Origin of the sequence: Stenotrophomonas testudinis (genome assembly GCF_024499815.1) — a bacterium.
In the GTDB taxonomy this organism is placed as follows: domain Bacteria; phylum Pseudomonadota; class Gammaproteobacteria; order Xanthomonadales; family Xanthomonadaceae; genus Stenotrophomonas.
Genome location: NZ_JAMOKY010000020.1, coordinates 13,229 through 36,605 on the forward strand (window position 1 = coordinate 13,229; position 23,377 = coordinate 36,605).

22 protein-coding genes are annotated in these 23,377 nt (G+C 67.2%); 3 read left to right on the forward strand and 19 right to left on the reverse strand.

Features of this window, described 5'->3' with window-relative positions:
- Positions 1–45: 45 nt before the first annotated feature.
- The 15 genes from tolB to aspS form a co-directional block, all read right to left on the reverse strand.
- A complete protein-coding gene (tolB, locus tag NQ204_RS12300) occupies positions 46–1,365 on the reverse strand; it encodes a Tol-Pal system beta propeller repeat protein TolB (RefSeq protein ID WP_256643994.1) in 1,320 nt (439 codons plus the stop codon).
- Between the two features lie 146 nt (positions 1,366–1,511).
- Positions 1,512–1,931 carry a TonB C-terminal domain-containing protein gene (locus tag NQ204_RS12305; RefSeq protein ID WP_256643995.1) on the reverse strand — a complete coding sequence of 140 codons (420 nt, stop codon included), beginning with the start codon at positions 1,929–1,931 and terminating at the stop codon, positions 1,512–1,514.
- Between the two features lie 4 nt (positions 1,932–1,935).
- Entirely contained in the window at positions 1,936–2,994 is a 1,059-nt protein-coding gene (gene tolA, locus NQ204_RS12310) for a cell envelope integrity protein TolA (RefSeq protein WP_256643996.1), read from the reverse strand.
- On the reverse strand, positions 2,984–3,412 hold the full coding sequence (tolR, locus tag NQ204_RS12315; protein ID WP_116864721.1) for a protein TolR: 429 nt from the start codon (positions 3,410–3,412) through the stop codon (positions 2,984–2,986). Before tolR ends, tolA begins: the two co-directional genes overlap by 11 nt.
- 24 nt (positions 3,413–3,436) lie before the next feature.
- Entirely contained in the window at positions 3,437–4,216 is a 780-nt protein-coding gene (gene tolQ / locus NQ204_RS12320; RefSeq protein WP_108769727.1) for a protein TolQ, read from the reverse strand.
- A gap of 10 nt (positions 4,217–4,226) precedes the next feature.
- Positions 4,227–4,658: a tol-pal system-associated acyl-CoA thioesterase gene (gene ybgC, locus NQ204_RS12325; RefSeq protein WP_116864719.1), complete on the reverse strand. Its 432-nt coding sequence runs from the start codon at positions 4,656–4,658 to the stop codon at positions 4,227–4,229.
- Positions 4,648–5,688 carry a Holliday junction branch migration DNA helicase RuvB gene (gene ruvB, locus NQ204_RS12330; protein WP_075676470.1) on the reverse strand — a complete coding sequence of 347 codons (1,041 nt, stop codon included), beginning with the start codon at positions 5,686–5,688 and terminating at the stop codon, positions 4,648–4,650. The genes ybgC and ruvB overlap by 11 nt, the downstream gene beginning before the upstream one ends.
- 509 nt (positions 5,689–6,197) lie before the next feature.
- On the reverse strand, positions 6,198–8,117 hold the full coding sequence (locus tag NQ204_RS12335; protein WP_256643997.1) for a potassium transporter Kup: 1,920 nt from the start codon (positions 8,115–8,117) through the stop codon (positions 6,198–6,200).
- Between the two features lie 55 nt (positions 8,118–8,172).
- Positions 8,173–8,766: a Holliday junction branch migration protein RuvA gene (ruvA, locus tag NQ204_RS12340; protein ID WP_025874676.1), complete on the reverse strand. Its 594-nt coding sequence runs from the start codon at positions 8,764–8,766 to the stop codon at positions 8,173–8,175.
- Positions 8,767–8,779: 13 nt separating this feature from the next.
- Entirely contained in the window at positions 8,780–9,301 is a 522-nt protein-coding gene (gene ruvC, locus NQ204_RS12345; protein WP_116864267.1) for a crossover junction endodeoxyribonuclease RuvC, read from the reverse strand.
- Between the two features lie 105 nt (positions 9,302–9,406).
- A complete protein-coding gene (locus tag NQ204_RS12350; RefSeq protein ID WP_108769730.1) occupies positions 9,407–10,138 on the reverse strand; it encodes a YebC/PmpR family DNA-binding transcriptional regulator in 732 nt (243 codons plus the stop codon).
- A gap of 175 nt (positions 10,139–10,313) precedes the next feature.
- A complete protein-coding gene (locus NQ204_RS12355; RefSeq protein WP_256643998.1) occupies positions 10,314–10,946 on the reverse strand; it encodes an esterase/lipase family protein in 633 nt (210 codons plus the stop codon).
- Between the two features lie 78 nt (positions 10,947–11,024).
- Entirely contained in the window at positions 11,025–11,546 is a 522-nt protein-coding gene (locus tag NQ204_RS12360; protein WP_079222903.1) for a GNAT family N-acetyltransferase, read from the reverse strand.
- A 32-nt stretch (positions 11,547–11,578) separates the two neighbouring features.
- Complete coding sequence (locus NQ204_RS12365) at positions 11,579–11,905, reverse strand: DNA primase (RefSeq protein ID WP_116864269.1); 327 nt, start codon at positions 11,903–11,905, stop codon at positions 11,579–11,581.
- 16 nt (positions 11,906–11,921) lie between these two features.
- Positions 11,922–13,673 (reverse strand): aspartate--tRNA ligase, encoded by a 1,752-nt coding sequence (gene aspS, locus NQ204_RS12370; RefSeq protein ID WP_079222905.1) that lies wholly within the window; start codon positions 13,671–13,673, stop codon positions 11,922–11,924.
- 158 nt (positions 13,674–13,831) lie between these two features.
- Here aspS and NQ204_RS12375 point away from each other — a divergent pair, with 158 nt between their 5' ends.
- Entirely contained in the window at positions 13,832–14,572 is a 741-nt protein-coding gene (locus NQ204_RS12375) for a DUF3011 domain-containing protein (RefSeq protein WP_256643999.1), read from the forward strand.
- Positions 14,573–14,591: 19 nt separating this feature from the next.
- On the opposite strand, the gene NQ204_RS12380 is transcribed toward NQ204_RS12375, so the two are convergent.
- The 3 genes from NQ204_RS12380 to blaL2 all read right to left on the reverse strand — a co-directional run bounded on the left by NQ204_RS12380 (position 14,592) and on the right by blaL2 (position 17,508).
- Positions 14,592–15,233 (reverse strand): hypothetical protein, encoded by a 642-nt coding sequence (locus NQ204_RS12380; protein ID WP_116864271.1) that lies wholly within the window; start codon positions 15,231–15,233, stop codon positions 14,592–14,594.
- Positions 15,234–15,289: 56 nt separating this feature from the next.
- Entirely contained in the window at positions 15,290–16,519 is a 1,230-nt protein-coding gene (locus tag NQ204_RS12385) for a cation:proton antiporter (RefSeq protein WP_116864272.1), read from the reverse strand.
- Positions 16,520–16,602: 83 nt separating this feature from the next.
- Positions 16,603–17,508, reverse strand: coding sequence for a L2 family extended-spectrum class A beta-lactamase (gene blaL2 / locus NQ204_RS12390; protein ID WP_256644000.1), 906 nt, complete (start codon positions 17,506–17,508; stop codon positions 16,603–16,605).
- 175 nt (positions 17,509–17,683) lie between these two features.
- Between blaL2 and ampR the strand changes: the two genes are divergently transcribed.
- A complete protein-coding gene (gene ampR, locus NQ204_RS12395; RefSeq protein ID WP_256644018.1) occupies positions 17,684–18,550 on the forward strand; it encodes a LysR family transcriptional regulator AmpR in 867 nt (288 codons plus the stop codon).
- Positions 18,551–18,686: 136 nt separating this feature from the next.
- Here the strand turns inward: ampR and NQ204_RS12400 are convergent, their stop codons facing one another.
- A complete protein-coding gene (locus NQ204_RS12400) occupies positions 18,687–20,552 on the reverse strand; it encodes an ABC-F family ATP-binding cassette domain-containing protein (protein ID WP_256644001.1) in 1,866 nt (621 codons plus the stop codon).
- A 337-nt stretch (positions 20,553–20,889) separates the two neighbouring features.
- Between NQ204_RS12400 and NQ204_RS12405 the strand changes: the two genes are divergently transcribed.
- Positions 20,890–23,277, forward strand: a complete 2,388-nt coding sequence (locus NQ204_RS12405; RefSeq protein WP_256644002.1) for a TonB-dependent receptor plug domain-containing protein — start codon at positions 20,890–20,892, stop codon at positions 23,275–23,277.
- The last annotated feature ends 100 nt before the right edge of the window (positions 23,278–23,377 follow it).

Here is a 23,377-nt window from a genome sequence, read left to right on the forward strand (position 1 = left end):
TCCTAGGCCGATGAGGGGTCAATACAGGAAAATATTAACACTCTTTTAGCGTTGGGTACGGTATGGCGACCAAGCCGGTTCGCGCACGTCACCATCGGCCAGCACCAGGCGCTGGCGAACGCGCCCATCGGCCGACACGGCATACAGCACACCACGGCCACCTTCGCGTGCGGCGTACAGCACCATGCTCGCGTTCGGGGCGAAGCTCGGCGACTCGTCCAGCGAGCCGACCGACAGGGTGTTCCAGCGCGGGGAGCCCAGCGAGCTGTCCATCACCGCGATCTTGTAGCTGTTGCCCGAGCCCTGTGCCACGGCGATCTTCTTGCCGTCATAGGACACCGAGGGCTTGGCGTTGTAGTTGCCCTGGAAGGTCACGCGCTCGGCACTGCCGCCGCCGGCGCCCACCTTGTAGACCTGCGGACGGCCGCCGCGGTCGGAGGTGAAGTACACCGCGCTGCCGTCCGGGGCCCAGGTCGGCTCGGTATCGATGGCGAAGTGGTTGGTCAGCTGGGTCAGCTGCTTGCTGCCCAGGTCCATCACGTAGATTTCGGGGTTGCCCGAGCGCGACAGGGTCAGGGCCAGCTTGCGGCCGTCCGGCGAGAAGGCCGGGGCGCTGTTGATGCCGCGGAAGCTGGTGACCAGCTCACGGGCGCCGGTGGAGATGTTCTGGATGTAGATGGCCGAATTGCCACGCTCGAAGCTGACGTAGGCCAGCTTGCCGCCATCCGGGCTCCACGACGGCGACAGCAGCGGCTCGGCCGAGCGGACGATGGTCTGCGGGTTGTAGCCATCGGAGTCGGCGACCATCAGCGCGTAGCGCATGGCATCGCCCTTGCCGCTGGCGGTGACATAGGCGATGCGGGTCCAGAAGGCACCGCGGACACCGGTGATCTTCTCGTAGATGGCATCAGCCATCTGGTGGGCCACGTCGCGCATGGCGTTGCCGCGCGCGGTCATGGCCAGGCCCAGCAGGCGCTCGCCCTTGGGCACGTCGAACAGTTCGTACTCGACGCGATAGGCGCCGGCACCGGCGTCGACCACGCGGCCGACGACGATGTAGTTCTGCTTCAGCGCGCGCCAGGTCGGGAACTGGATCTCGCCGCCACGGATCGGCTTTTCCACGATCTGCGCTTCCGGCAGCGTGCGGAACTGGCCCGAACGCTCCAGGTCGGCGCGGACGACGCCAGCCACATCGGTCTGCGGGGCGCCGGCCGAACCCTGGTAGGGCATCGGCACGATGGTGATCGGCAGCGCGGAGGCATTGCCGCCGATGATGTCGATATCCAGCCCCTTCTGCTGCGCGACGGCAGCGAAAGGCAACAACAAGGCCGCAAACACGGCAAGCCAGCGAGGCATCTTCTTCATGGAGCGCTCAATAAAGGGGAAACCGGACAGATGGATAACAAAACGGGGGTGAACCGCTTCGCAATCATGAACCAAGGGTACGTGAAAGCAGAGTCACTTGAGCGCCCTCAATCACGCAGCTTTAACGAAAACCCAGAACCTTTTGCCTACTCAGCAACGAAGGTCAGCTGCAGATTCCGCACATAGACGCGCTCGAATCCCTTGCTGGGCAAGGGCTGGGCTCTGCGGACCGCATCTTCGAGCGATGTCCGCCCGACCGCGTCGAACTGGCAGTCCGGCTGCGCCTGGACGTCGATAACGGTACCGCTAGGCAACTGCAGGATCCGCACGGAGCAGCGCTGGCCCGGCAGCACCGAGGCCGGATGAAGCCAGTGCTCCAGGACCCGCGCGCGGATGGCATCGCCGTAAGCCTGCGTCAGCGCATCATCATCCATAGTGCGGGCCGGAGCAGAGCGCTCGGCGGCCGATAGCGCCAACGCCATCGGCAGCAACAGCCCGAAAGCAGACAGCCGAAGCGCCGCCGACTTGGCCGGTCCTCCCCAGCGCTGGCAACGGGCCTCCACCATCCCGTCAGTCCTGCGCCGTGAAGGTGAAGTTGATCGTGCGGTTGAACACCGACTCGAAGCCGCGATACGGCAACGGCTGGGCATTGAGCACGGCGGCTTCGATCGAACGCTTGCCGGCTTCGTCGTAGGGGCAGTTGGCGCCCACCCTGGCCTGCAGCACCTGGCCGCCCGGGATCTGGGTGATCGTCACCTGGCAGCGCTGGCCCAGCGGCACGCTGTCCGGACGCGTCCAGGCATCACGCACCTTGGCCTGGATGGCCGCAGCGTACTTGGCGGAAAGATCATCGCTGGTGCCACCTCCACCGGCGGCCGGCTGGGCGGCACCGGTGCTGCCGGCCGGGGTCGTGCCTGCGGCATTGCGGGCGGCGGCCACCTGGCGCAGCTTCTGCTCGGCCAGCTTGGCCTCCTTCTCGGCCTGCTCGCGCTTGGCCCGGATGTCGGCGATCTTCTTCTGCCGCTCGGCCTCGGCCTTGTCAGCCGCCACCTTCTGCTGGTCAGCGATCTTCTTCTTGGCGTCCTCTTCCTGCTGCTTGGCCAGGCGCGCCTTCTGCTCGGCTTCTTCCTGGCGCTTGCGTTCGGTCAGGTCGATCTGTTCCTGGCGGCGCTTGGCTTCCTGCTCCTGCTTGGCCTTTTCCTGGGAGATGGCCAAGGCATTGGCGGCTTCCTGGTCCTTGGTATCCGGCTGCGCCACGCGCTCCTGCGCCTGTTGCTGCTGCGGCGTGGGTGCGTCCTGCGGGCGCGGCTCCTCGATCGGCTGCGGCGGCGGGATGGTGTCTTCCGGCACGGGCACCGGCACCGGCTCGGCGACCGGTTCGGGCAGGTCTTCCAGTTTTTCCGACTGGCGCAGGGCCTGGCGCGCGGCGGCGGCCTCGGAGGAGGACAGCGCCAGGCTGGCCTCTACCGACGGGTCGCCGGCGGCGGCTTCGGTATTGCGCTCCGGCGACCACAGCCAGGCCACGATGAAGACCAGCGCGACCAGCACGTGCACCAGCACGGCCAGCGCCAGGGGCAGGCCCCAGCCCGGTTCCTGCTTGTGCGACGGTGGCAGGATGTCAGCGTGCATCGGTGGCCAGGCCTACCTTTTCGATCTTGGCGCGCTTGATGACATCCATCGCGTCGACAACCTTCTCATAGGCCACGGCACGGTCGGCGGCGACGATCACGCGCACGTCCTTGTCCTGTGCGGCGATGCCGGTCAGGCGGCCCAGCAGCTCCTCGGCGCTGACTGCGGTCGGCTCCTTGGCGTCGGGCAGCTTCAGGCTCAGCTGGCCGTCCTGGCGGACCGAGACGACCACCGGGTCCTGCTTGCTTTCCAGCGCCTTGGCGTTGGACTGCGGCAGGTCGACATCGAAGCTCAGGGTAAGCAGCGGCGCAGTGACCATGAAGATGATCAACAGCACCAGCATGACGTCGATGTAGGGAACGACGTTGATTTCCGATTTCAGCTTGCGGCGCTTGCGGCGACCGATGGCAGCGGACATGGCTTGGACTCCCGGGTCAGTCGCTTACTCGTCGCCAGCGCTCTGGCGCTGCAGGATGGAGCTGAACTCTTCGGCGAAGGTTTCGAACCGCACCGACATGCGTTCCACGCGGGTGGTGAAGCGGTTGTAGGCCCACACCGCCGGGATCGCCACGAACAGGCCGATGGCGGTGGCGAACAGCGCTTCCGAAATACCCGGGGCGACGGCGGCGATGCCGGCCTGGGCACCGCTGCTGATCATGTCGTGCATGGTCACCATGATGCCGAACACGGTACCGACCAGGCCCACGTACGGGGCGGTGGAGCCAATGTTGGCCAGCAGTTCGAGGTTGCGCTCGAGCTGGTCCACTTCACGGGTGTAGGTGGTGCGCATGGCGCGCTGGGCACCTTCCAGCTGCGCGCGGCCGTCCAGGCGACGCTTGTCGCGCAGGCGGCTGTACTCGCGGAAACCGGATTCGAAGATGGCTTCGAGGCCGCCGACATTGCGGCTGCGGTCGGTGGCCGAGCTGTACAGCTTGCCCAGGTCGGCGCCGGACCAGAAGCGGTTCTCGAACTCGTCGGCTTCGCGGGTGGCCTGCTTGAAGACGCGGGCCTTGCGGAAAATGATCACCCAGCTGACGAACGAGCCGATCAGCAGCAGCAGCACGATGAGCTTCACCGGCAGGCTGGCCTTGGCCATCAGTTCGAGGTAATTGATGCCGCCGCCGGTGGTGGCCTGGGCAAGGGTCTGGGTCGCGGCGTTGCTGACATCGGCCGGCAGTGCCTCGGTGACCGTGGCCTGCAGGGCCAGGAGCGTTGCGATCATCCGTTGTTCCTCAAAGTTCGGATTCGGGGTGGAGGTGGGGTTGCAGCGCGGCAAGGACGGGTTCGTCCATGCCACGCGGGCGGAAACTTGCCGCGTCCAGTGCGGCGATGCGGACCTGGGCCGACAGCAGAAGCTCGCCGTCGCGCTGGACCCGCTGGTCGAAGACCATGCTGGCCTTCTTCAGCTGGACCAGGGTGGCGCTCACCTGCAGGGCGTCATCCAGCCGGGCCGGCTTGATGAAGTCCATCTGCATCGAACGCACCGCGAACACCATGCCGTGCTCGCTGCGCATGCGCTCCTGGCCGTAGCCCAGCGCGCGCATCCATTCGGTCCGGGCCCGTTCCATGAAGGCCACGTAGCGGGCGTGGTAGACCACCCCGCCAGCGTCCGTATCTTCCCAGTAAATGCGTGTCGGCCAACTGAATCGGGGCTCAACCAACATCGGGAACCTCCGCAAACAGGTCCTGCGGCGGGTTTTTCGGCTTCAGGCCCATGTGCCGGTAGGCCTTGTGGGTGGCCATGCGGCCGCGCGCGGTGCGCACCAGGAAGCCCTGTTGGATCAGATAGGGTTCGACCACGTCTTCCAGGGTGCCGCGCTCCTCGGACAGGGCCGCGGCCAGCGATTCGATGCCCACCGGGCCGCCGTCGAAGTAGTCGACCATGGTCTTCAGCAGGCGCCGGTCGAGTTCATCGAAGCCTTCCGGATCGACCTTGAGCATCTTCATGGCGGCCTGGGCGACGGCTTCGTCGATGTGGCCGCCTGCCTTGACCTGGGCGTAGTCACGCACGCGGCGCAGCAGTCGGTTGGCGATACGCGGGGTGCCACGCGCGCGGCGGGCGATCTCCCCTGCCCCGTCGGCGGTGCAGTCGATGGCCAGGATGGCCGCCGAACGGCGCACGATGCGGGTCAGTTCCTCGACGCTGTAGAACTCCAGGCGCTGGACGATGCCGAAGCGGTCGCGCAGCGGCGCGGTCAGCAGGCCGGCACGCGTGGTGGCGCCGATCAGGGTGAACGGCGGCAGGTCGATCTTGATCGAGCGGGCCGCGGGGCCTTCGCCGATCATGATGTCGATCTGGAAATCTTCCATCGCCGGGTACAGCACTTCCTCGACCACCGGCGACAGGCGGTGGATTTCATCGATGAAGAGCACGTCGTGCGGCTGCAGGTTGGTCAGCAGCGCGGCGAGGTCGCCGGCCTTTTCGATGACCGGGCCAGAGGTCACCCGGAGCGCCACGCCCAGTTCGTTGGCGATGACATGGCTGAGGGTGGTCTTGCCGAGGCCCGGCGGGCCGAAGATCAACACGTGGTCGAGCGCGTCGCCACGGGCCTTGGCCGCTTCGATGTAGATTTCCAGCTGCTCGCGCACCGGCGCCTGGCCGAGATAATCGGCCAGTCGCTTGGGTCGGATGCTGGCGTCGGCGGCGTCATCCTCGCGGGTGGCGCCGGCGCCGATGATGCGATCGTCGGTCATGTGCTGATTATGCGGCAAAAGTACGGGTTTCGACCGGGCTGCGCCCGGCACCCGCAGAGGCAACGGCAACATCCAGAGCAACAGCCGAAGCAGAAGCGGGCATCCCGTAGGATGGCGGGGTGGGTCCGGTTGAGGGGGACGCCGTAAACCCATCCATGGGGGGCTTGGTCGCGGCATCCATGCCGCTCACACCCCCTCAACCGGCCCCACCCCGCCTTCGACAGTTCACTGCGGTCTGCCGGAACGGCGTTCTGCTTTGGTGGGTGCCGACCGTTGGTAGGCACGGGGTCGGATCTGGTAGGTGTCGACCTTGGTCAACACGGTAGATCCACGCCATGCGTGGATGGAACTGCAGAACAGAGTGGGCTCGGTTTCAGGCGCTCGCCGCCTCCGCAAGTGGAGCCCCCTTGTTGTTCAAGGGGGCGCGCCAACAGGCGGGGGGATAAGGTGGAATGCGCGCGGGGCCCGCGGTTTGCGCAGCAAATCGAGGGGCGTAGCGGAGGTGGAGATTAAATCTCCACCTGCGCGCCCAGTTCCACCAGGCGGTTGCCCGGGATGCGGAAGAAGCCCGTCGCCGGGGCGGCGTTGCGATGCATCAGCGCGAACAGCTTGTCGCGCCAGATCGGCATGCCGCGGTTGGCGGTGGCGACGATGGTTTCGCGGCTGGCGAAGAAGGTGGTGTCCATCGGGTCGAAGTAGATGCCACCGTGGTCGCACGAGCGCATCAGCGCCAGCGGTACGTCGGGGGTCTCCATGAAGCCAAAACGCACGTAGACCCGGTAGAACTCATCGCCCACCGATTCGATCTTCAGGCGCTGCCCCTCCGCCGCGTACGGCACCGGCAGGGTCACCACATGCAGGAACACGTTGCGCTCGTGCAGCACCTTGTTGTGCTTGAGGTTGTGCATCAGCGCATGCGGGGCCACGGTCGGGTCGGCGGTGAGGAACACCGCAGTGCCCGGTACGCGTACCGGCGGTGCCAGCATCAGGCCCGGCAGGAAGGTGTCGATACGGATGCCGTCCTTGCGGATCTCATCGCGCAGCAGCTCGCGGCCGCGGCGCCAGGTGCGCATCATGGTGAACAGGAAGATGCCCAGCACCACCGGGAACCACGCGCCCTGCAGCAGCTTGGCGCCGTTGGCGATGACGAAGCCCAGGTCGATGATGAAGAACACCACGCACAGCGGCAGGATCCAGTTGCGTGCCTTCGGCCACAGCGAGCGGGCCACCAGGGCCAGCAGCAGGGTGTCGATGAGCATGGTGGCCGACACCGAGATGCCGTAGGCCACGGCCAGGTTGGACGAGCTGCGGAACGCCAGCACCAGGCCGATGACCATCACCGCGATGCCCCAGTTGATGCCGGGGATGTAGATCTGGCCGATGGTGTCGTGCGAGGTGTGCTTGATGCGCATGCGCGGGATGTAGCCCAGCTGCATCGCCTGGCGCGACACCGAGAACGCGCCGGTGATGACCGACTGCGAGGCGATGACCGCGGCCATGGTGGCCAGGATGATCATCGGGTACAGCGCCCAGTCCGGCACGGCCTCGAAGAACGGGTTTTTCAGGGCCTCGGGGTGGTTGAGCACCAGCGCGCCCTGCCCCAGGTAGTTCAGCACCAGGCACGGCAGCACGAAGAAGTACCAGGCGTGGCGGATGGGTTTGGCACCGAAGTGGCCCATGTCGGCGTATAGCGCTTCGCCACCGGTCACCGCCAGCACCACCGCGCCGAGGATGAAGATGCCGTGCCAGCCATGCTCAATGAAGAAGCGGATGGCCCACCAAGGGTTGAAGGCCTTCAGCACTTCCGGCGAATCGACGATGTTGTAGATGCCGATGGCGGCCAGCGAGATGAACCAGATCGAGGTAATCGGCCCGAACAGCTTGCCGATCCGCTCGGTGCCGAAGCGCTGGACCGCGAACACGGCCATCAGCACCACCACGGTGATGGGCACGATGAAGGCATGCAGGCCCGGGGCCGCTACCTCCAGGCCTTCCACCGCGCCGAGCACGGAGATCGCCGGGGTGATCACACCATCGCCGAAGAACAGCGAGGCACCGAAGATGCCGAGGATGCCGACCACATACGCCGAGCGCGACCCGTTGCGCAGGGTGCGCTGGGTCAGCGCCATCAGCGCCATGATGCCGCCCTCGCCGTCATTGTCAGCGCGCATGATGATGGTCACGTACTTCAGGGTGACCACGATGTTGAGCGCCCAGAACGCCAGCGACAGCACGCCCAGCACGGTGTCGTGGTCGCTGTTGAGCCCGTAGTGCGGCGAAAACGCCTCTTTCAGGGTGTACAGCGGGCTGGTACCGATATCGCCGAAGACCACGCCGATCGCACCGATGATCAGCGCCAATCCCCCGGCCGGGGGGGCGTGACCATGGCCGCCGGAGGCGGCTGCGTGCGGGGTTTGACTGCTGGACATGGGACTCCTGGCGAAGCTCAGGCGATGGGGGAATGGGAAAGGATCAGCGCGCGCTTCAGCGCAGCGCCGACTGCAGGGCCTTGCGGATGACGGTGGCCACTTCGTCGCCTTCATTGAAGGCTTCGCGGGCCATGCGTGCCGCTTCGGTCGGCTTGTAGCCCAGCTGCTGCAGGGCCACGGTGGCGTCGGACAGCGGATCGGCCGGGGCCGGGCCGCTGCCGGTGGGCAGGGCGCCGCCGGCACCGAACTGGGCGGCACGGTCACGCAGCTCCAGCACCATGCGCTCGGCGGTCTTCTTGCCGATGCCCGGGATGCGGGTCAGCGCGGTGATGTCACCGGCCTGGACCATGCGCGCGAACTCCTCGACGGTGACGCCGGACAGCACGGCCAGCGCGATCTTCGCGCCGATGCCGCTGACCTTCTGCACATCGCGGAACAGCCGGCGCTCACCCTCGCGCAGGAAGCCGTACAGCGAGACGCTGTCTTCCTTCTGCGAGTAGTGGGTGTACAGGGTGACCTCGCGGCCGAGTTCGGGCAGGTCATAGAAGGTGCTCATCGGCGCCTCCAGTTCATAGCCCACCCCGTTCACGTCCACCACCAGCCACGGCGGTGCCTTGTAGGCGACGATGCCGCGCAGTCGACCGATCATTGCGTGCAGCTCCTCATTTGCGGCCCCAGGCCTGGCGGGCACTGAGCCCCAGGCGGTTGGCCGTCGCCCTTACGTGGGCATGGGTGATTGCCACGGCCAACGCGTCGGCCGCGTCGGCCTGCAGCTTGGTTTTCAGGTTGAGCATGAGCCCGACCATGTGTTGAACCTGTTGCTTTTCGGCGCCACCGCGGCCGACCACGGCCAGCTTGATCTCGCTGGCCGCGTATTCGTGCACCGGCAGGTCGCGCAGGACCACCGCCGAGATGGCTGCGCCACGGGCCTGGCCCAGCTTCAGCGCCGAATCGGGGTTGCGGGCCATGAAGACCTTTTCGATGGCCACTTCGTCCGGCTGGAACTGCTGGCACAGATCGGCCAGGCCCAGCACCAGCAGCTTCATGCGCTGGGGGAAATCGTCGGCGCCCAGCAGCACCAGCGGCTGGTGGTGCACGTGGCTGACCTTGCCGGCGGCGTCGACATCAATGATGCCGACCCCGGTCCGCTGGGAACCGGGGTCGATGCCGAGGATGCGGGTCATGCGGCACTCCTGGCCGGGTGGAACGGGAAACGCTGGCAGGCGTATGGGCTCATGACTGTCCGCGGTGACCGTTCAACGGCCCGCGCCCAGACCGTCTGGGACGGCTCAGGCGTAGGCGTCGGCGCCGAGTTCGGCGTTGGAGTACACGTCCTGCACGTCGTCCAGGTCTTCCAGCATGTCCAGCAGCTTCTTGACCTGCAGGGCGACGTCGCCCTCGACCTTGATGTCGTTGTCCGCGCGGAAGGTGATCTCGGCGTGGTCGGCGACATGGCCAGCCGCGGCCATTCCATCCTTGACCGCGTTGAACGCGTCCGGGCTGGTGACCACGTCGATCGCACCGTCTTCCGGGTAGACCACGATGTCGTCGGCGCCGGCCTCGATGGCCGCTTCGGTGATCGCTTCTTCATCGGCACCGGCGGCGAAATGCAGCACGCCCAGGCGCTTGAACATGAAGGCGACCGAGCCTTCGGTGCCCATGTTGCCGCCGCACTTGCTGAACGCGTGGCGGACATCGGCCACGGTACGCACGCGGTTGTCGGTCAGGCAGTCGACGATGACGGCGACGCCGCCCGGGGCGTAGCCCTCGTAGCGGATTTCCTCGTAATCGACGCCTTCCAGTTCACCGGTGGCCTTCTTGATGGCGCGCTCGATCACGTCCTTGGACATGTTCACGCTCAGACCCTTGTCCATGGCCACGCGCAGGCGCGGGTTGTTGTTGGGGTCGCCTCCACCGCCGCGCGCGGCAACGCCGATCTCGCGGATGATCTTGGTGAAAATCTTGCCGCGCTTCGCGTCAGACGCGTTTTTGCGGTTTTCGATCGAGGGACCTCTTCCCATGGGTGTTACCGTCTGGCTGCTTCAGGATCAAGGCGCGGATTCTACCTGATCGGCGGCGGCAACCGTGTCTAGGCCCGTATTGCTGTAGAGCCGAGCCAATGCTCGGCTCAATGGGCCCGACGGGAATGCAGCCGAGCATGGGCTCGGCTCTACAGGGCGACCCCGCCCCCTGCCCCTACGCCGCCGCGGCGTCGCGGCTGTGGTCGAACTGGCCGTGGCGCAGGAAGTGCGCGGTCTGCCGCGCGGCGTCGGGCGACACCACCAGGCCGCTGTGGCTGGTGCGCACCACGCAGTGGTCGGCCAGGCCCGGCAGCCGGGTCTCGGCCAAGGCCACGGTGCCGTCGGATACGTCATCCAGCGCACCCAGCAGGCTGCCCAGCCCATGCGGCACTGAGCCGGCGATCAGGCCGACCTTCGCCCTGCCCTCCCAGTCCGGCAGGCCATCGAGCAGCAGTTCGCTGCTGCGCCCCAGGGCCAGGCCCCAGCCGTGGTCGGACAGCGAGCGCGCCGTGCCACTGCCGCGCAGCGGCGAACCCAGGCAGACCACGCGCTGCACGTCCAGCTGCGGCTGGCGGCGCAGGGCCTCCAGCGCCAGCAGGCCTCCCAGGCTGTGGCCGACCAGCGACAGCGGTCCGGCGTCGGCCAGCCGCTCCAGCAGCTGCGGCACGGCCACATCGGGGCCACCGAAGATGGAGGAGTAACCGAAGGTATGCACCTGGAAACCACGGGCGCGCAGGCGCCAGGCCAGTGGCCCGACCCAGGCGCGGGCGTTCCAGATGCCGTGCAGCAGCAGTACGGGGGGAGTCATGCGTTACAGCCTGGCGTTCGGCGGGGCGGGACGTACGGTGATTGAACAGAATCGACCGGCAAGCGCCGGTGAACGACTTCAGGCCGGGCGCGGAACCCGGCGCAGGATGAATTCCAGGTCGTTGGTTTCGCCGACCGGGAACAGGTACTCGCCGGCCTTCTCGAAGCCGTAGCGGGCATAGAAGCGCTGGGCACCGAAGTTTTCCGACCATACCCCCAGCCACAGGGTGCGCGGGCCGTCCTGTTCCAGCCAGGCCAGTGCGGTTTCCAGCAGGCGGCTGCCCCAACCACAACTCTGTTGGGTCTTGATCAGGTACAGGCGCTTGAGCTCACCGTCACCGGGCTTCACGTCCGGGTGCGGCAGCCCGCAGGGGCCGGCGGCGGCATGGCCGACCGCCTCCCCGTCCAGCTCCAGCAACCACACCGCGTAATCGGGGTGAGCCAGGATGGTGCGCTGCCGTTCCACCGTATAGGACTCCTCGAGGAAGTCCTGCAGGTGCTGCGGCGGATACAGATGGCCGAAGGTCTCGGTGAAGGTGCGGGCAGCCAGCGCCGACAGGGTCGGCGCATCGTCCACGGTGGCGCGGCGGATGGAATACATGGGGCGAGTGGACGCCAGGGCGACGGTCGGGGTCAAGCCCGTTCCGACGACTCGGTTTCGTCCTCTTCTTCTTCCTCGTCCTCTTCCTCGTATTCCTCTTCGTCCTCGTCCTCGCCCTCTTCTTCCTCGTCCTCGTCGAACGCTTCCTCTTCGTCGTCCTCGTAATCCTCGACGCCGAAGTCTTCACCATCCCAACGGCCTTCGCCGTCGGCGACGAAGGTCAGGGCCATCGCCGCCGGGTTGTTTCCGACACGGACCAGCCAACCACCGAAGACGCGTGCACGCTCGGTGACCAGGTTGGCCTCGGAGCCTTCATTGCCCAGCTTTTCCCACTCCAGCGAAAACGCAAACTCGGTCATTGCCTGGATCTCCTGATCAGTTGGTCTTGGGGCGAACCTGGATGTGCACTTCGGCCAGCTGCGTATCGACGATCGGCGACGGCGCATCGGTCATCAGGTCCTGCGCACCGGTGGTCTTCGGGAACGGAATGACGTCTCGGATCGACTCGGTGCCGGCCATCAGCGCAGCGATGCGGTCGATGCCGAAGGCGATGCCGCCGTGCGGCGGTGCGCCGTAGTTCAGCGCGTCGAGCAGGAAGCCGAACTTGGCACGGGCCTCTTCGGCACCGATGCCCAGCAGCTCGAACACCGCGCTCTGCATGTCCGGGCGGTGGATACGGATCGAGCCGCCGCCGATTTCATTGCCGTTGAGCACCATGTCGTAGCCGCGCGACACGGCGGTACGGGCGTTGGCGCGCAGGTCGGCGATGTCGTCCACGGCCGGCGCGGTGAACGGGTGATGCAGGGCGACGTAGCGCTGGTCTTCGTCGTCCCATTCGAACATCGGGAAGTCGGTGACCCACAGCGGGGCCCAGCCGTCGGCGACCAGGCCGAAGTCCTTGCCGGCCTTCAGGCGCAGGGCGCCCATGAAGTCGGAGACCTTGTTGTAGCCACCGGCACCGAAGAACACGATGTCGCCATTGCCGGCACCAACGTGGGCGACCAGGGCGGCGAACGATGCCTCGCTGAAGAACTTCTGGATCGGCGAGCTGACTTCGCCGTTGTCGGCGATCTTGATGTAGGCCAGGCCCTTGGCGCCGTACTTGGCGGCGTGCGCGGCGTATTCGTCGATCTGCTTGCGCGACAGGGTGGCGCCGCCCGGGATGCGCAGCGCGGCCACGCGGCCTTCGGCGTCATTGGCCGGGCCGGTGAACACGGCGAACTCGCTGTCCTTGACCAGCTCGGCCACGTCCACCAGTTCCAGCGCGATGCGCAGGTCCGGCTTGTCCGAACCGTAGCGGCGCATCGCCTCGGCCCAGGTCATGCGCGGGAAGGTGGCGGCCAGCTCGACGTCGACCACTTCCTTGAAGATGGCGCGGATCATCGACTCGACGAAGTCCTGCACGTCCTGCTCGCGGACGAAGGCGAATTCCATGTCCAGCTGGGTGAACTCCAGCTGGCGGTCGGCACGCAGGGCCTCGTCGCGGAAGCAGCGCGCGATCTGGTAGTAACGGTCGAAGCCGGCCACCATCAGGATCTGCTTGAACAGCTGCGGGCTCTGCGGCAGGGCGTAGAACTCGCCCGGGTGCATGCGCGCCGGCACCAGGAAGTCGCGGGCGCCTTCCGGGGTGGCCTTGGTCAGGATCGGGGTTTCGATGTCCTGGAAGCCGCGCTCGTCCAGATGGCGGCGCAGGGCCTGCACCAGCTTGATGCGGGTGCGCTGCATGCGCTGCATTTCCGGGCGGCGCAGGTCCAGGTAGCGGTACTTCAGGCGGGTGTCTTCGCCCGGGTTCTCGTGCGCGTGGAACGGCAGCGGGGCGGCCTTGTTCAGCACAGTGATGGCGGTGGCGATCACTTCCACCTTGCCGGTGGCCATCTTGTCGTTCACCGCATGGCGGGCGCGCACCACGCCTTCCACCTGCAGCACGTCCTCATAGCCCAGCGAGGCGGCCACGGCGAACACTTCGGCGTTGTCGACCTCCACGGTCACCTGCACGATGCCTTCATGATCGCGGAGATCGATGAAGCAGACGCCGCCCTGGTTACGGGCCACGTCGGTCCAGCCGGCGAGGGTGACAGTCTGGCCAATCAGGGTCTCATCGACCAGGCCGCAGAAGTGGGTACGCATGGGGGAAAGCTCCGCTGGAGAACGCCGGCGCCCGACGGGGACCGGAAAGCCCCGTATTCTGCGGCCGAGGCCCCGGCCGGGGCAAATGCGGACAGTCACACGGGCTTTATCCCACCCGTCCTTATAGTCGCGCACCACACACCGTATGGGGATTCGCCATGAAACCGCTGTCCCTGGCCAGCCTGGCCCTGACCTTGTCCGTGGGCGGCCTTGCCGGCCTCGCCCTGCCCGTTGCCCCCGCCGCTGCGCAGAACGGCGTCATCCGCTGCGAGAGCCAGAACAACCGCGAGCGGGTCTGCAATACCGGCTGGCGCAGCGCGCAGATGGTGCGCCAGCTGTCCGGCTCATCCTGCGTGGAGGGCCGCACCTGGGGCAGCCGCAACGGCAGCATCTGGGTCACCAATGGTTGCCGGGCCGAGTTCGTCGAGGGCCGCGGCGGCTGGGGTGGTGGCAATGGCGGCAACTGGGGCGGCGGCAGCGGCGGCACCATCCGCTGCGAGAGCCAGGACAACCGCGAGCGGACCTGCCCGACCAACTGGCGCGGCGCGACCCTGGTCCGGCAGATTTCCGGCTCGGCCTGCGTGGAGGGCCAGACCTGGGGCGTCCGGCGCGGCAGCATCTGGGTCAACCGCGGCTGCCGTGGCGAGTTCGCCGAATCGCGTGGCGGCTGGGGCGGTGGCAATGGCGGCAACTGGGGCGGCGGCAACAGCAACTACTCCGTCACCTGCAGCAGCAACAACAATCGCACCCAGAACTGCGACTGGGATGAACGCCAGGGCCGCCCGGTGCTGCAGCAGCAGCTGTCCGGCAGCGCCTGCCAGGAAGGCCGCAGCTGGGGCTATTCGCGTGGGCAGGTGTGGGTGAGCAACGGCTGCCGGGCGCGCTTCGGGACGCGTTGAGGAGCAGCGCCGGGCGTGGTCAGGGCGCTGGCGCGATCTTGTCACCCCACGGTGCCGGCGGCAGCGGCACCGGCTTGCTGAGATCGAATTCGACACGGAAACGGCGCCCCTCCGGCCGGGTCAGTTCGTAGACGAAGCGCTGGTCCGGTTCGATCTCCATCGCCCAGGTGTTGAACGTAGACGCCAGCATGCCGGCGCGGCGGAACATCGCCACCGATTCGCCATCGGCCGGGAACTGCTGGCGCTCGGCGGTGCCCGGTGGCTTGCTGTCGCCGCCATACAGGGTGATCGCATCCGGGCTGCCATCGGCATGGCGGTGGTCGTGCTTGAGCTTCAAGCCGTTTTCGGTACGGGTGATGATCCACGTCCGCGAATGGTCATCGCCGACATGGAACGGAATGCGCAGTTCGTGCCCCGGGTCGGCGCAGCCACGCACATGCATCACCAGGCGCTTGCCGGCGAAGGGATCCTCGCCGGTCGGTGCCGGGGTGTCTTCCACCACTTTGCCTGCGTAGGCCTGCCCGCAGTGGGCGGCGATGGCCGCCATGAACGCATCGGCCGGGGCCGTGGACAGGTCGTGGTTGATCGCAGGCGGCTGCTGCGAACAGGCGGCCAAGCTGCACAGCGCGGCAACGGAAAGCAGGGGGGCACGTACATTCATGCCCCAACCCTAACGGCCATGCCCGGCAGGCGCAAACGGCAGCCTGCCGCACCACCTCACCCCAGCCGGGCCGGGGCCGGCTCCGGCGGCGCGTCCGGCAGCGATTCGGTTGCAGCAACCGGCGCATCGACGCCCTCCCCGGCCGGCTCCTGCTCAACCGGGTCCACATCGAACGGCGTGCGGAACACCAGCGACGGTAACAGCGTGGTCAGCGCCGCGTACAGCAGCAGCGCACCGAACAGCACGGCTGGAATCTGGAACCGGTCACGCATGATCGCCGCCAGCACCAGGGTGAAGATGAGCGTGGGCGCCAATGCCAGCGACACCCGCAGGCTGCTACGGAAACTTTCACCGAACATGACCCGGCGCTGCAGCCAGACCACGGCAATACGCAGCGGCAGTACCACCAGGGTGATCACGATGCCCAGCCCCAGCGCTTCAAAGCTCAGTGCTTCGCTGGGCACCTTGGTGCCTGCATTGAAGAAATAGAACGGTACGAAGAACGAGGCGAACAGCCGCAGCGCGTGCAGGTTTTCATGCGAGGCCAGCAACGGCATGCGCTGGTGCAGCAGCCTCGCCACCAGCCCTGCGATGAAGGCACCTACCAGGTAATACACCCCAAGCACATAGGTGATGTACGCCGCCACCATCCCTACCATCACCAGCAGAGAGAACTCCGAGCCCGGCGCGTGCGGCGCGACCCAGCGGCCCAGCGCGATGAAAACCAGCGGCAGACAGACCATCATGGCCAGCAGGGCACTGCTGGACAGGGCCATGTGCCATGGATCATCGGCCTGAAGCACCACAAACAACGCCGCCAGCGCCAGCAACTCGCCGGCAATGGCCTTGCTGGTGACCCAGAAGCGCTCGTCTTCGCTGAGCCCAAGCCGGTTCAACGAATCCATGATGAAGCCGGTGGACGGCGTAAGGAGGGCCAGCGCAAGCAGGCCGGCGGCCTGCCACTGGAGGCCGGCGTAGTGCCACGCCAGCCAGCCCACGCCGAACAGCGTGCCGGTGCGCACCACCAGATGCGCCAGCAGCGGCCACATGCCGCGCCGCAGCGCTTTCAGATCGACCTCCAGACCGGCAAACAGGAACAGCGACGAGATGCCCAGCGTGGCGAGCAGGCCGATCACAGCGTCGTGCGAGCGCTCACCCAACCACAACATGGCGATGATGCCGAACAACAGGCAGGTCAACGGCGCGGGCAGACTGAAGCGCTGCAGCGCGCGTGGGATCACCAGCAGCGCGAAGATCAGCAGCAGGTAGATCAGTTCATGACTCATGGCCAGGGCGTCCGCGTAAAAATGCAGCGCGCAGGATGGCGGCGCGGCCGTGAACGGACAAGCATGAAAGGCCAAGCGCCCCGTCAGCCGATCATTGCATCGGCCAGCGCACCGACCCGTGCCAGCACCGCCGCGCGCTGGTCATCGTCCACCGAGGCCCCCTGCAGATACGCCGTCACCACCCACGGCGTACCGCCGGCACGCGGCCACAGCACGGCGATGTCGTTGCGGGTGTCCTCGCCATTGCTGCCGGTCTTGTCACCCACCCGCCAGCGCTTGCCGACGCCAGCGCGCAGGCAGGCATCGCCGGTCTGGTTGTCGATCAGCCAGTCGGCGAGCTGCAGCCGGGATTTTTCCGACAGACCATCCCCTACCGCGAAGCGGGCCAGGCTGGCCGCCATCGCCGCGGGGCTGGTGGTATCGCGCGGATCACCTTTGGCGAACCGGTTCATGTCCGGCTCGTAGCGGTCATTGCGGGTGACCGTGTCGCCCTGCGTGCGCAGGAAGGCGGTCAGCGCGGGCGGGCCGCCACTCACGCCCAGCAGCAGATTGGCAGCGGTGTTGTCGCTGGTGGTCAGCGTGCCGCGGCACAGGTCGCGTACGCTCAGATCCTTGCCGACGTGGCGGCGGGCCACCGGGGCGTAGGACAGCAGGTCTTTTTCGGCGATCGGCACGCGGGTGTCCAGCGAGACGCGGCCGGCGTCGGCCAGGCTCAGCACGTGGGCCACCAGCATCGACTTGAACGTGCTGCACATCGGGAAGCGCTCATCCTGGCGATGCCCGCCGATGCGACGGCCGCTGCCGGTGTCGAGCACGGTCACGCCCAGGCGGCCACCACTGGCTTTTTCCAGCGCGGCGAAATCGGCGGCGCTCGCAATCGCGGCAGGGGCGCCCGGTTCGGGGCCAGCGGCCCGCGCCAATGCGGGCGCAAGCAGGGAGGATGCGAGGGCGGCACCACTGAACTGCAGGAATCGACGGCGGGCGTGCATGGGCGGGCTCCGGTGAACGAGACCCGATTATTGGAAGCCCGCTGCCCTGCCACCAGCGGCAATTTTCAGGGACAGGCATGAATTACATTCATGCCTGTCGCTAACAAACCTGCGCCATGGCGAGGCCATGACCGGTCGCGCTAGGATCAGCCATCACCCCGCCTCACACCTGGCCATGCTGCACCCTACCCTGCCGCTCAACGCCCTGCGCGCCTTCGAGGCCGCCGCCCGGCATCAGAACTTCACCCGCGCGGCCCTGGAGCTGTGCGTCAGCCAGGCCGCGCTCAGCCACCAGATCCGCGGGCTGGAAGACCGGCTGGGCATCCGCCTGTTCCACCGCCTGCCGCGCGGGGTGGCCCTCACCGACGAGGGCGCGGCGCTGTTCCCGGTGCTCAATGAATCCTTCGAACGCATCTCGGCCAGCATCGCCCGCTACACCGGTGGCCCTGCGCGCGAAGTGCTGACCCTGGGCGTGGTCGGTACCTTCGCCACCGGCTGGCTGCTGCCGCGGCTGGCGGCCTTTGAGGCGACGCACCCGGATATCGAGCTGCGCCTGCAGACCCACAACAACCGCATCGACCTGGCCGGCGAAGGCCTGGACCTGGCGATCCGCTTCGGCGACGGCGACTGGCAGGGCCAAGCCTGCACGGCGATCCTCGATGCGCCGTTCGCGCCGTTGTGCGCACCGGCGCTTGCGCGACGGCTGAAGCAGCCGCGCGACTTGGGCACGGTGCCGCTGCTGCGTTCGTACCGCAGCGATGAGTGGCCGCGCTGGCTGCAGACGGCCGGAGTGAGCGGCGTTGAAGCGCGCGGGCCGGTGTTCGATTCGTCGCTGACCGTGGCGATGGCTGCGGCCGGCGGCGCCGGCGTCGCCCTGCTGCCGCTGCGCATGTTCGAACAGGAACTGGCCGAAGGCCGCCTGCTGCAGCCGTTCACGACCACGCTGGAACTGGGCCGCTACTGGCTGACGCGGCTGCGCTCACGCGCCGAACGCGAACCGGCCCGCCGCTTCCGCGAGTGGCTGCAGGCGCAGGGCGGGTAACCTCGCCGGGCATGGCCCGGCACTACCACCGTCGACTGCAACGGTAGCGCCGGGCCGTGCCCGGCGAGCGCAGCGGGTGGTTGGTAGCGCCGCGGATGGTAAAGCCGCCAGGCATGGCCCGGCGCTACCAATGCAATCAGGACTCCAGCAGCTCCATCCACGCGGCTTCGGCTTTTTCCAGCTGCGCGGCAGTGGTTTCGCGGTCGCGGCCGAGCACGGCCATGCGGGTGGCATCGGCGTAGTTGGCCGGGTCGGCCAGCTGCCGGTCCAGCTCGGCCAGGCTGTTTTCCAGCTCGGACACCTTGGTTTCGGCAGCGGCCAGCTTGTGCGGGTTGGCCGGCTTCTTCTGCACCACCTGCGCCACCGGGGCGGTCTTGACCACCACCGGCTCTTCCACCTGCTCCATGCGCGCCTTGGTGCCCTGCGCCTGCGGACGGGTACGCAGCCAGGCGGCGTAGGCATCGAGGTCGCCGTCGAACGGCTCGACCACGCCATCGGCCACGCGCCAGAAGGTGTCGCAGACCAGGCCGATCAGGTGGCGGTCATGCGAGACCATCACGATCGCGCCGTCGAAATCAGCCAGCGCTTCGGCGAGCGCTTCGCGCATTTCCAGGTCAAGGTGGTTGGTCGGTTCGTCGAGCAGCAGCACGTTCGGCTGCTGCCAGGCGATCAGCGCCAGCGCCAGGCGCGCGCGCTCGCCACCGGAGAAGCCATCGACCGGCTCGAACGCGCGGTCACCGGGGAAATTCCACTTGCCGAGGAAATCGCGGAACGACTGGTTCGGCGCATCCGGGGCGATCTCGCGGAAGTGCTCCATCGGCGACTGCCCTTCGTGCAGCGATTCCACCGTGTGCTGGGCGAAGTAGCCGATCTTCAGGTCCGGGTGCGCCGAGCGCTCGCCGACAATCGGCATCAGCTCGCCCACCAGGGTCTTCACCAGGGTGGTCTTACCCGCGCCGTTGGGGCCGAGCAAGCCGATACGCTGGCCAGCTTCCAGGCCGAAGCCGACGTTGTGCAGGATCACCGCATCGGCGCCGTAGCCAGCCTCGACGTGGTTCAGGCGGATCAGCGAGAACGGCAGCTTGGCCGGAGGCGCGAACTCGATGCGGAACTCGCGCTCGGCACGCACCGCTTCGGTACCGGCCAGCTTGGCCAGGCGCTTCATGCGGCTCTGCGCCTGCGCGGCCTTGCTGGCCTGCGCCTTGAAGCGGTCGATGAAGCTCTGCAGGTGGGCGCGCTCGGCCTGTTCCTTCTCATGCGCGATCTGCTGCTGGCGCAGCTGTTCGGCGCGCTGGCGCTCGAAATCGGTGTAGCCGCCCGGGTAGAGCTTGGCGCCGCCACCGTGCAGGTGCAGGGTGTGGGTGGCCACGTTGTCGAGGAACTCGCGGTCATGCGAGATCAGCAGCAGGGTGCCCGGGTACTTCAGCAGCCACTGTTCCAGCCAGTACACCGCGTCCAGGTCGAGGTGGTTGGTCGGTTCGTCGAGCAGCAGCAGGTCGCTGGGCATCATCAGCGCGCGCGCCAGGTTCAGGCGCACGCGCCAGCCGCCGGAGAACGAGGACACCGCGCGGTGGTGGGTCTCGGCCGGGAAGCCCAGGCCGTGCAGCAGCTTGCCTGCGCGCGCTTCGGCGTCGTAGGCGTTCAGCTCGGCCATGCGCGTATGCGCCTCGGCCACGGCTTCCCAGTCTTCACGGGCGGTGGCGTCGGCCTCGGCGGCCAGCACCGCGGCCACCTCGGTATCGCCGCCCAGCACGAAGCTCAGCGCCGGGTCGGGCAGCGACGGGGTTTCCTGGGCGACGCTGGCGATGCGCACCTTGCCGGGCAGGTCGACGTCGCCCTTGTCCGCCTCCAGCTCGCCCTTCACCGCCGCGAACAGGCTGGACTTGCCAGCACCGTTGCGGCCGACCACACCCACCCGGTAACCGGCGTGCAGGGTCAGGTCGACATTGGACAACAGCAGCCGCTCGCCGCGGCGCAAGGCGAAATTACGAAGCGAAATCATGGGGGAAGGCGTCCATATAACCGAATGGAATGTGCTGGTGAGCACTGTTCCTGCGACGCAATTCTAGCGTTAACGAATACTTGACGCGCCCCGGGAAGCGACGCGGTCGCTCCACATCTCTCCCTCGTCGAGTCCGCGCGCCTCCCGGGCCCCTCCCCCGCCAATGCCCGCCACAGCTAAATGATTGCTTTTGCAACGTTTTTTCACATGACGCGCATTTGACAGCTGCTTAAATTCCCGTTAATTGCTGTATTGCGCACCGCAACAACCGTCGTCCGCCTCACCCCCGTGATGTCGATTCCGGTGCCAGTTCCCGCCAACCGGAGCCCCACCCCCGATGAACCGCAAGACCAGCCTGATCGCCGCCGCCATCGCTGTCGCACTCGGTGGCGCTTCGTTCGCCGCTGCTGCCCAGCAGACCGGCACCGCCGCCAACACCCTCGATACGGTGATCGTCACCGGTACCCGCGTGGCCGACCGTACGGTCGCCGAGTCGCAGTCGCCGATCGACATCATCACCCCGGAAATCCTGCAATCCACCGGTTCCGGCGAACTGGCCACCGCGCTGTCGCGCGCCCTGCCCTCGCTGAACTTCCCGCGCCCGGCCCTGACCGACGGCACCAGCGGCGTGCGCCCGGCGCAGCTGCGTGGCCTCTCTCCCGACCAGGTGCTGGTGCTGGTGAACGGCAAGCGCCAGCACACCTCGGCGATGATCAACGTCAACGGCACCATCGGCCGTGGCTCCTCGGCGGTGGACATCAATGCCATCCCCATCGCTGCCATCGAGCGCGTGGAAGTGCTGCGTGACGGCGCCTCGGCCCAGTACGGCTCGGACGCCATCGCCGGCGTCATCAACATCGTGCTGAAGGGCAGCGGCAGTGGCGGCAGCCTGGCCGTTGACTACGGCCAGTACTCGGCCGGAGACGGCAACAAGTACCAGCTCTCCGGTGACACCGGCGTCGAGTTCGCCAACGGCCGTGGCCGCGTGCACGTTGCCGGCCAGATCAGCCAGCAGGACGAAAGCAACCGCGCCGGCCCGTACCGCGGCACCACCCCGAACACCGGCAATTTCCCGGCCATCGGTGAAACGACCTTCGTCGTCGGCGACCCGCGCGTGGATGCCACCGCGGCCTCGCTCAACGGCAGCTTCGATTTCAGCGACCACGTCACCGGCTACGCCAGCGCGCTGCTCAGCAACCGCGACATCACCTCGTTCGCGTTCTACCGCTCGCCCAACCACAGCAGCCAGACCGCGCTGCTGTCGCAGATCTACCCGGACGGCTACGTGCCGGAGATCAACCAGTACTCGAAGGACCGCTCGCTGGTGGCCGGCGTCAAGGGCAACACCGACAGCGGCTGGACCTGGGACCTCAGCCTGAACCACGGCGAGAACACCCTGGACTTCAACACCCGCAACAGCATCAACTACAGCCTGGGCGCCACCAGCCCGAGCTCGTTCTACGACGGCACGCTGAAGTACCAGCAGGACATCTTCAATGCCGACTTCACCAAGTCGCTGGACTGGGGCCTGGCCTATCCGGTCACCCTGTCCTTCGGCGGTGAATACCGCAAGGAAAAGTGGGACCAGAACCCGGGCGAACTGAACTCCTACACCGGCACCGGTGCCCAGGGCTTCGCCGGCTTCACCCCCACCAATGAAGTGCACGCCGACCGCCACAACTACGCCGTCTATGCCGGCCTGGAAGCGGACCTGACCGACAAGTTCTCTGCCGGCGTGACCGGCCGCTATGAGGACTATTCGGACTTCGGCGACCGCTTCTCCGGCAAGCTGTCCGCGCGCTATGCCTTCACCGACAAGGTCGCGCTGCGTGCCACTGCCTCCAGCGGTTTCCGCGCCCCGTCGCTGGCCCAGCAGGGTTACCAGGCGGTGACCAGCCAGTTCACCAACGGCGTGTTCGTCGAACGCGGCACCTTCCCCACCACCAGCGAGGCCGCACAGGCGCTGGGCGCTTCGCCGCTGAAGGCAGAAACGTCCACCTCCTACAGCCTTGGCCTGGTGCTGCAGCCGGTTGACCGCCTGTACATCACCGTCGATGCGTACCAGATCGACATCGACAACCGCATCGCGCTGTCGTCCAGCATCACCACCAACGCCGCCACCAGCGCACTGCTGGGCACGCTGGGCCTGCCGCAGGTGACCGCGTTCTCGTACTTCACCAACGGCCTGGACACCCGCACCCGCGGTGTTGATTTCGTCTCCAGCTACACCGTGCCGTTCGCGGCCAGCAGCCTGGAACTGACCGCGGCCTACAGCTACAACGACACCAAGGTGCAGCGCGTGGGCGGCACCCCGGCCGTGTTCAGCACCCTGGGCCTGACCCAGTCGCTGATCGGCCGTGATGAGATCGGTCGCATCGAGGACAGCTACCCGCGCGACAAGACCGTGCTGAGCGGCACCTGGCGTTCGGACCACTGGGAACTGGGCCTGGCGGCGACCCGCTACGGCGAATTCACCGTGCGCAACTCGGCCACCGCCCTGCGCGACCAGACCTACGGCGACAAGTGGGTGCTGGATGCGTCGGTGAGCTACAAGCCGAGCAGCAACTGGACCCTGACCGTGGGCGCCGACAACCTGCTGGACGAGTACCCGGACCGCACCGAAGACCTGCAGAACTCGACCTTCGGCATGCTGCCCTACAGCAACTACTCGCCGTTCGGCTTCAACGGCGCGTATGTCTACGGCCGCATCAAGTACAACTGGTAAGCGGTAACGCCGGCCACTGGCCGGCAGACCCTTGCCGTATCTGGGGCACTGGTGGGGTCAGAGCCCTTTTCCCGCGGGAAAAGGGATCTGACCCCATTCG